Raw genomic sequence first — 8060 nt, 5'->3', positions numbered from 1 at the left:
GCCGCCTTCGCCCCGCCCGGCCCGGCCGCCGCCGAGGCGCTCGCCGCGCTGCTCCCGCCGGGCTCCGAGGAGCGCCGCCGCCGACTGCTGGACGCCCTCGCCCAGGCCGGCCCGCCCGCCCTGCGGGTGGACGCCGCGACCCGGCTGCCGGTGGTGCCCTACCAGTCCTCCCCGGAGGGCGGCGGCACCGCCCGGATCGCCGCCGGCCTCGGCCGCCGCTACCCCACCCCGCAGCAGCGCGCCGCCCGCCGCGCGGACGGACCGCCGCCGGGCGCGGGTGCCCCGGCCCGCCCCGGGGTACGGATACCGCCTGCCGGGCCGGTGGACCCGCGGCCCGGCAGCTCCGTCCCCGCACCGCGCGACGCCGCCGCCCACGGCCCGACCCCGGGAGTCCCCGCCATCGACCCCGCCGCCGCCCCCGAACCGACCACCGCCCCCGCCTCCCCCGTCGCCGTCCCGCCGAGCCGGACCGCCGACCCCGCCCCCGGCTCCGACACCGGCGTGGAGGTGGTCCGCGGGCTGCCCGACGACGGCGACCTCGCGCTGCTCGCCTCGGTCGGCAGCCAGGTCGGCACCACCCTGGACCTGGACACCACCGCCCGCGAACTGTGCGAGGTGCTGGTCCCCCGGGTCGCCGACTTCGCCTGCGTCGACCTGCTCGACAGCCTGATCTCGGACGCCGAGCTGCCGGTCGGCTCCCCCGACGACGCCACCATGCTGCGCCGGGTCGCCCGCACCTTCAACGCCTCCTCGCAGCGCTGGAACCACGTCCTGGACGAGGGCTCGCTGCTCGCCATGCCGCGCTCCACCCCGCCCGGCCTGGCCCTGCAGGAGAACCAGCCGGTGCTGGTGCCGCTGATCTCGGCGGACGTCGCGGTCGACTACGCCGCCTCGCTCGGCGGCCCCGAGCTGGAGCCCGCCGTGGTCGGCCGCTCGATGCTGGTGCTGCCGCTGTCCGCCCGGGGCGCCGTGCTGGGCATCCTCAAGCTGCTGCGGCTCTCCGACCGGGCGCCGTTCACCCGCTCCGACGCCGACACCCTCAAGGAGATCGCCGCCCGGGCCGCGCTCTCGCTGGACAACGCCCGGCTGCACCGCGCCGAGTCCAAGGTCGCCACCACCCTGCAGCGCTCGATGATCCCGACCCGGCCGCCGCGGATCCCCGGCGTGCAGGTCGCCCACCGCTACATGCCGGGCGACCGCAAGGCCGAGGTCGGCGGCGACTGGTTCGACGCCATCCAGCTGCCCGGCAGCCGGGTCGCCCTGGTGGTCGGCGACGTGATGGGCCACGGCCTGCACTCGGCCGCCGCGATGGGCCGCTTCCGCACCGCCATGCAGACCCTGGCCGCCCTCGACCTGCCGCCCGGCCAGCTGCTGCGCCACCTCGACAACCTGGCCCACAAGCTCGGCGACGACCACCTGGCGACCTGCCTGTACGCCGTCTACGACCCGATCAACCGCACCTGCGAGCTCGCCTCGGCCGGCCACGTCCCGCCGGTCCTGGTGCACCCCGACGGCCGCGGCGAACTGCTGGAGCTGCCCTCCGGCGCGCCGATCGGCGTCGGCGGGGTGCCGTTCCAGACCAAGAAGATCGACGTCTCGGACGGCTCGATGCTGGTGCTGTGCACCGACGGCCTGGTCGAGGTCCGCGGCGGCGACATAGGGGAGGGCCTGGCGGCGCTCTGCGGCAACCTGATCGACCCCAAGCAGACCCCGGACGAGGCCTGCGACACCGTGCTGAACACCCTGCACTCGGACGACCGGCAGGACGACATCGCGCTGCTGGTGGCCCGCTTCGACGGCGTCCCGCCGACCGAGGTCGCCACCTGGCAGCTCGGCGTCACCGAGCTGGAGGTCGGCCGGGCCCGCCGGCTGGTGCGCGACCAGCTCGCCACCTGGCAGCTCGACGCCCTCGCCGAGACCGTCGAGCTGCTGGTCTCCGAGCTGGTCACCAACGCGGTCCGGGTGGCCCGGGCCGAGGTGCAGCTCCAGCTGATCCGGGTCGACAAGCTGCTGGTCGAGGTCAGCGACGACAACCACAACCTGCCCTCGCTGGAGCCCGCCGAGTCGATGTCCGAGCGCGGCCGCGGCCTCAACCTGGTCAGCAAGCTGGCCGAGAAGTGGGGCACCTCCCGCAAGGCGGTCGGCAAGGTCGTCTACTTCGAGATGCCGCTGCCGCGCGGCTGAACCCCCGGGAGCCGGGTCAGGGCGGGCCTACGGCGCGACCGCCGCCCTGGTCCGGCCCTTCGCGGCCACCGAGGCGGCCGCCCCGACCCCGGTCAGCACCCGCGGCCAGTAGTCGCCGAACACCTCGACCCAGACCGCGATCAGCACCGCCGCGCTGATCGCCACCAGGTGCTCCAGACCGGCCAGGTTCGGCAGCACCAGCGCCTCCGCCGTCATCGCCAGCACCACCGCCCCGCCGGTCCACCAGGCCCGGCAGCGCAGCGCCACCACCACGGCCAGCGCCACCACCGCCGCCGAGGGCCCGGTGTCGCGCACGTGCGCCACCCAGCGCGGGAAGCCCAGCGCGTGGTGCGGGCCGAGCGCCACCCCGATCCGGGCGAACAGCGTGCCCGCCAGGGTGCAGACGTACGCCACCACCAGGGTCAGCCGCCGCCCCAGCACCACCTCGGCGATCCCGAACACCAGGAACACCTGCGCCAGCGCCCCCCACACCGGCAGGTCCAGGGCCGGCACGTACAGCGACAGCGGGGTGCGCAGCAGCGACACGTCCAGCGGCAGCGCCGCCTTCACCACCCCGATGTCGGACACGAACCGGTCCCCGCCCGGCAGGTGCTGCACCACCGAGAACAGCAGCACCAGCGCGGTCGCCGCGGTCGCCAGCGGCACGGCGGCGAACTTCCGCCGCAGCAGCTGCTCCTTCACGGAAGCGAACAGCTCCCCCCACTCCGCGACCGCGGCCCGGCGGAATACCGCCCACCACTTCGGTCGCACGCCCCCCGCGTGGGTGATCTGCTTCACGAGCCGTCTCTCCCGTCGATTCCGTTCCCACCCGGGTCACCGCTTCCTCCGCGCCCCGTGTCCGACCCTACGCACCGAACCGACCCGCGGCATCGGCTCCGGGTACCGCTCCCGGGGTCGTCCCCGGGGCTGACCCCGGGCCCGCTCCGCCCCCCGGCGGAGGGACCGCCCCCCTTCCCCTGCCGTGCCCGGCCGGGAAGCCCGCTCACCCGTGCCTGCGGCGGAACAGCGCCGGCATGCTCGGCGCCGTGATGAACCCCTCCGCGCGGGCCGAGGCGATGCCGATCCGGGGAATCTCGCCGCTCTTCTCGAAGAGCAGGTAGCGCGGTTCCCAGATCGGCCGGTACTTCGCGTTCGCCCGGTACAGCGACTCGATCTGCCACCAGCGGGAGAAGAATCCCAGCACCGAACGCCAGAGCCGCAGCACCGGACCGGCGCCCAACTTCGAACCGCGCTCGAAAACCGACCGGAACATCGCGAAATTCAGCGAGACGCGTTCCAGTTCCACCTCCGGCGCGCGCTGCAGGAGTTCGATCACCATGAACTCCATCAGGCCGTTCTCGCTGTCCCGGTCGCGCCGCATCAGGTCCAGCGACAGCCCGTGCCGGCCCCACGGGACGAAGCTCAGCAGCGCCCGCAGCTCGCCGTCCCCGTCGAAGCACTCCAGCATCACGCAGCGCCCGTCGCCCGCGTCGCCGAGCCGCCCCAGCGCCATCGAGAAGCCGCGCTCGGTCGCGCCGTCCCGCCAGTGGTCGGCCCTGGCCACCAGCTCGGCCATCTCGCACTCGGGGATGTCCTCGTGCCGGCGGATCCGCACCGTGTACCCGGCCCGCTTGACCCGGTTGTACGCCTGCCGGACCACCCGCATCGCCCGGCCGTCCAGCGAGAACTCGTCCAGCTCGACGATCGCCTCGTCGCCCAGCTCCAGCGCGTCCATTCCGTGCCGGGCGTAGATCACCCCGGCCTCCTCGGAGGCGCCCATCACGGCCGGCACCCAGGCGTGCTCGCGGGCCTCCGCCAGCCAGGCGTCGATCGCCCCCGGCCAGGCCTCCGGGTCGCCGATCGGGTCGCCGGAGGCCAGCGTGACGCCGCCGACCACCCGGTAGGCGATCGCCGCCTTCCCCGACGGGGAGAACACCACCGCCTTGTCCCGGCGCAGCGCGAAGTAGCCCAGCGAGTCCCGCTCGCCCTGCTTCTCCAGCAGCTCGCGCAGCCGGGTCTGGTCCTCGTCGGTCTGCAGCTCCTCGCCGCGCGGCGAGCGGAACGCCACGTACAGCACGAGCAGGAACAGCACCGCGCTCATCACGTTGATCGCCGCGTTGACCCAGGTCGGCACCAGCACCACGTCGCGGACCCGCTCGGACGGGGTCAGCGTGATCATCCGGTGCACCGCGTAGCTGAACCGGGTGCCGAAGCCGGCGCCGGAGACCTCGTTGGTCAGCTGCACCAGCGCCGAGCCGACCAGCCCGCCCACCAGCAGCCCGCCGACCGCGGCGGCGGCCGCGGTCCCCGGGTTGGAGCGGTCCCCCTTGGAGGTGAACTCCTTGCGGGAGACCAGCAGCGCCACCAGGAACAGGCCGGTCAGCACCACCGAGAAGTAGTTCCAGACGTGGTCCTTGTACCGGTCGCCCCAGGCCAGCAGGGCCAGGAAGCCCAGGAACGTCACCCCGGCCAGGCCGAAGTTGAAGATCCACGCCGCCCGCTTGCGCCGGCGCATCGCCACCGCCAGGAACAGCGCCAGGAGCACCGAGACCAGGCCGGCGGTCATCAGGTAGGGGGTGAAGAACTCACCCGTGTTGTGGCGCCGCACCTCGGCCCGGAACGGCACCGACAGCACCGCCGCCAGGTTGAGCAGGGCCATCAGCCGCAGGTACCAGACGGTCGACGCGGCGGCCCGCGGCCGCCACCGTGCCAGCGGACCGGGGCCCTCGCCGTTGGTGGGGGACACGGCCGGGGAAGCCGTCTTCACAGTGGACACAGCAACCATTCCAGACGATCGATCACAGGGGCGCATCCGCTCGCGGTTCCGCGCACTCCGCCCCGATTTCCATGGTTGCCCAGCGGAGATGAGAATTGCGTGAATCCGGTAGCGGATTCCCACCCCCGCCGATCGGCGGGGGTACCGGACCGCCCCGGGCCCGAACCCGCCCCCCACCAGGGAGAGACATGCCGCCGACCCGGGTCCTGATCGTGGACGACGAGGTGCTGGTCCGTTCCGGGCTCGGCCTGATCGTCGGCACCGCACCCGACCTGGAGGTGGTCGGCGGCTGCTCCGGCGGCCAGGCCGAGCTGCTGACCCGCCAGCTCGTTCCGCAGGTGGTCCTGCTCGACGTCCGGATGCCCGACCTGGACGGCATCAGCGTGCTGCGCCGGCTGCGCGCGCTGCCCGACCCGCCCGCCGTCGCGATGCTCACCACCTTCGACACCGACGAGCACATCGGCACCGCGCTGCGGGCCGGCGCCGCCGGGTTCCTGCTCAAGGACACCGCCCCCGAACAGCTGGTGCACGCCGTCCGGGTGCTCGCGGCCGGCGGCAGCGTGCTCTCCCCGAGCGTGGCCCGCACCGTGATCAGCGGCTACGTCGAGGGCGGCGGCCCCGACACCACCGCCGCCACCCTCACCGGCCGGCTCACCGGCCGCGAACTGGACGTGCTGGCGCTGCTCGGCGAGGGCCTGTCCAACGCCGAGATAGCCGACCGGCTGTTCCTCGGCACCGGCACCGTCAAGGACCACATCAGCGCCATCCTGGGCAAGCTCGGCGCCGCCAACCGGGTCCAGGCCGCCGTCATCGCCCACCGCGCCGGGCTGGTCCGCGACCGGCGGGACGGGGAGTGACCCCCGAGGAGCCCGCCGCGCCCCGCCGCCGCGCCCCGGCCTGGCTGCGCTCCCCGCGCACCGCCCTGCTCGCCCCGGTGCTGCTCGCCGCGATGGACTCCGCCCTGGTCGCCAAGGACTCCGCGCCCTGGCAGCTGGCCCTCTCCGCGCTCTCCGTCGTCGTCCTGCTGTGGCGCCGCCGCCACCCCCTGCCGGTGGCCCTGCTCACCCTGCCCGGGGCGTTCTTCAACGAGATCTGGCTCGCCCCGCTCACCGCCGTCTACGCGGTGGCCGCCGCCTGGCCCCGGCCCCGCGTCCCGGTCGCCTGCGCCACCGCCTTCGCCCTGGTCGAGTTCTTCCACTGGCCGTTCGACCCCGACCTGTTCGAACTCAGCCGGGACAACGCGCTGTACGCCATCCAGTCGGTGATGCTCGGCGCCGGACCGGCCGCTCTCGGCGTGCTCGCCCGCACCCGCCGCGAGCTCGCCGAACGCGTCACCGAACTCACCGCCGGTCGGCAGCGCGAGAGCCGGCTGCTCGCCGAGAAGGTGCTCGCCGCCGAACGGGCCCGGCTGGCCCGCGAGATGCACGACGTGGTCTCGCACCAGGTCAGCCTGATCTCGATCCAGGCCGGGGCGGTCCAGGTCTCCAGCACCGACCCGGCCGCCCGCGAGGGCGCCCGCACCATCCGCGAGCTCTCCGTCCGCACCCTCGACGAACTGCGGCAGATGGTCGGCGTGCTGCGCGCCGCCGGCGTCCCGGGCACCCCGCTCGCCCCGCAGCCCACCCTGGCCGACCTGCCCCGGCTGATCGAGGGCAGCGGGCTGGCCGTCAACAGCCGGCTCGACCCCGGCCGCCGGTCCTGGCCCGAGGCCGTCGAGCGGGCCGCCTACCGCACCGTCCAGGAGGGCCTGACCAACATCAGCAAGCACGCCCCCGGCGCCCCGGTCACCGTCAAGGTCGCCGCCCGCGGCGGCAGGCTGCACGTCGAGGTCCGCAACGGCCCCCCGCCTGCCCTCCCCCCGGGCCCGGAGCCGGCCGGCGCCCCGCTCCCCGGCGGCGGCCACGGCCTGATCGGCCTGCGCGAACGCGCCGCCCTGCTCGGCGGCACCTTCACCGCCGCCCCCGCCCCCGACGGCGGCTTCGTCCTGCACGCGGTGCTGCCCGCGCACTGAGCCGATCGGCCGTCAGCCGGACCGGCCCGGTTCCGCCCGGGTCGGCCCGGGTAGGCCCGGTTCCGGTGCACCGGTTCCGGAGAACGAGAAAGCCCCCCAGATCCGAAGATCTGGGGGGCTTCGCTGTGCGCGAGGGGGGAGTTGAACCCCCACGCCCTTTCGGGCACTGGAACCTGAATCCAGCGCGTCTGCCTATTCCGCCACCCGCGCATGGGTGTTTGTCTTCAGTTGCTTACCGCTTCTTCCGACCTGTCGAGAAGCTTACCGCATCTCTCGGGGTCTTCCGTTCGGCTCCCTTGCGGGCGCCCCTTCCGACATGGAAAACATTAGCACGCCCCGAGCCGTACCTGCGAATCCATTCCCCGGGCCCTCCCTGCACGGCTCCCGGCGGCCCGCAACCGGAGGCCGGGCGAACGAGTGAGCGGGCCGTCCGGCGGGTACCCCTCCGGGCGCGACCTAGGCGGGGAACCGTACGGAAGGGCCGGGCGTGGATACGATCAGTACGGAAGTACCGCTTTCCAGCCGACGAACCGGCCCGTCCGACGCCCTGAGAGGGGGTGCCCCGTGGGAGTCCTGAAGAAGTTCGAGCAGCGACTCGAAGGTCTCGTGAACGGCACCTTCGCGAAGGTGTTCAAGTCCGAGGTCCAACCGGTGGAGATCGCCGGCGCCCTGCAGCGCGAGTGCGACAACAACGCCACCATCTGGAACCGGGACCGCACGGTCGTCCCGAACGACTTCATCGTCGAGCTCAGCCCGCACGACCACGAGCGACTCAGCCCCTACTCCACCCAGCTCGGCAACGAGCTGGCCGGGATGGTCCGCGAGTACGCGGAGGCGCAGCGGTACAGCTTCATGGGTCCGCTCCAGGTCGCCCTGGAGAAGGCCGACGACCTGGACACCGGCCTCTACCGGGTGCGCAGCCGCACGCTGACCGCCGAGGAGCCCCAGCGGCCCGCCCCGGCCCAGCAGCCGCCCGCCGCCCCGCCCGGCTACGGCCGTCCGCCGACCCCGCCCGCGCCCGGTGCGCCCTGGCACCAGGGGGCGGCCGCCGCCCCGTACGGCGCCCCGCCGCCGCCCGCCGCCCCGCCC

6 protein-coding genes and 1 tRNA gene are annotated in these 8060 nt (G+C 74.4%); 4 read left to right on the top strand and 3 right to left on the bottom strand.

The window, feature by feature from the left end; genetic code table 11:
- Positions 1-2184 (top strand): SpoIIE family protein phosphatase (locus tag ACWEO5_RS37220; RefSeq protein WP_452166520.1); only part of this gene is annotated, 2184 nt, incomplete at its 5' end.
- A gap of 27 nt (positions 2185-2211) precedes the next feature.
- Here the strand turns inward: ACWEO5_RS37220 and ACWEO5_RS37215 are convergent.
- Positions 2212-2886 carry a hypothetical protein gene (locus tag ACWEO5_RS37215; RefSeq protein WP_452166519.1) on the bottom strand — a complete coding sequence of 225 codons (675 nt, stop codon included), beginning with the start codon at positions 2884-2886 and terminating at the stop codon, positions 2212-2214.
- 301 nt (positions 2887-3187) lie between these two features.
- Positions 3188-4969, bottom strand: coding sequence for a phosphatidylglycerol lysyltransferase domain-containing protein (locus tag ACWEO5_RS37210; protein WP_452166518.1), 1782 nt, complete (start codon positions 4967-4969; stop codon positions 3188-3190).
- A gap of 179 nt (positions 4970-5148) precedes the next feature.
- On the opposite strand from ACWEO5_RS37210, the gene ACWEO5_RS37205 reads away from it, so the two are divergent.
- Positions 5149-5817: a response regulator gene (locus ACWEO5_RS37205; RefSeq protein ID WP_452166517.1), complete on the top strand. Its 669-nt coding sequence runs from the start codon at positions 5149-5151 to the stop codon at positions 5815-5817.
- Positions 5814-6971 carry a sensor histidine kinase gene (locus ACWEO5_RS37200; RefSeq protein WP_452166516.1) on the top strand — a complete coding sequence of 386 codons (1158 nt, stop codon included), beginning with the start codon at positions 5814-5816 and terminating at the stop codon, positions 6969-6971. The genes ACWEO5_RS37205 and ACWEO5_RS37200 overlap by 4 nt, the downstream gene beginning before the upstream one ends.
- A 126-nt stretch (positions 6972-7097) precedes the next feature.
- Here the strand turns inward: ACWEO5_RS37200 and ACWEO5_RS37195 are convergent.
- A tRNA-Leu gene (locus ACWEO5_RS37195) sits at positions 7098-7181 on the bottom strand.
- Between the two features lie 354 nt (positions 7182-7535).
- Here ACWEO5_RS37195 and ACWEO5_RS37190 point away from each other — a divergent pair.
- Positions 7536-8060: DUF3662 domain-containing protein (locus tag ACWEO5_RS37190; protein ID WP_452166515.1), on the top strand; the 525-nt coding region annotated here is incomplete at its 3' end.

This window comes from Kitasatospora sp. NPDC004272 (genome assembly GCF_053603035.1).
This window is presented reverse-complemented; position numbering and strand designations above follow the sequence as displayed.

Excerpts from the sequence above, each read along its gene's own strand:
- ACWEO5_RS37210 (WP_452166518.1), bottom strand. The coding sequence starts at position 4,969 with ATGGTTGCTGTGTCCACTGTGAAGACGGCTTCCCCGGCCGTGTCCCCC.
- ACWEO5_RS37205 (WP_452166517.1), top strand. The coding sequence starts at position 5,149 with ATGCCGCCGACCCGGGTCCTGATCGTGGACGACGAGGTGCTGGTCCGT.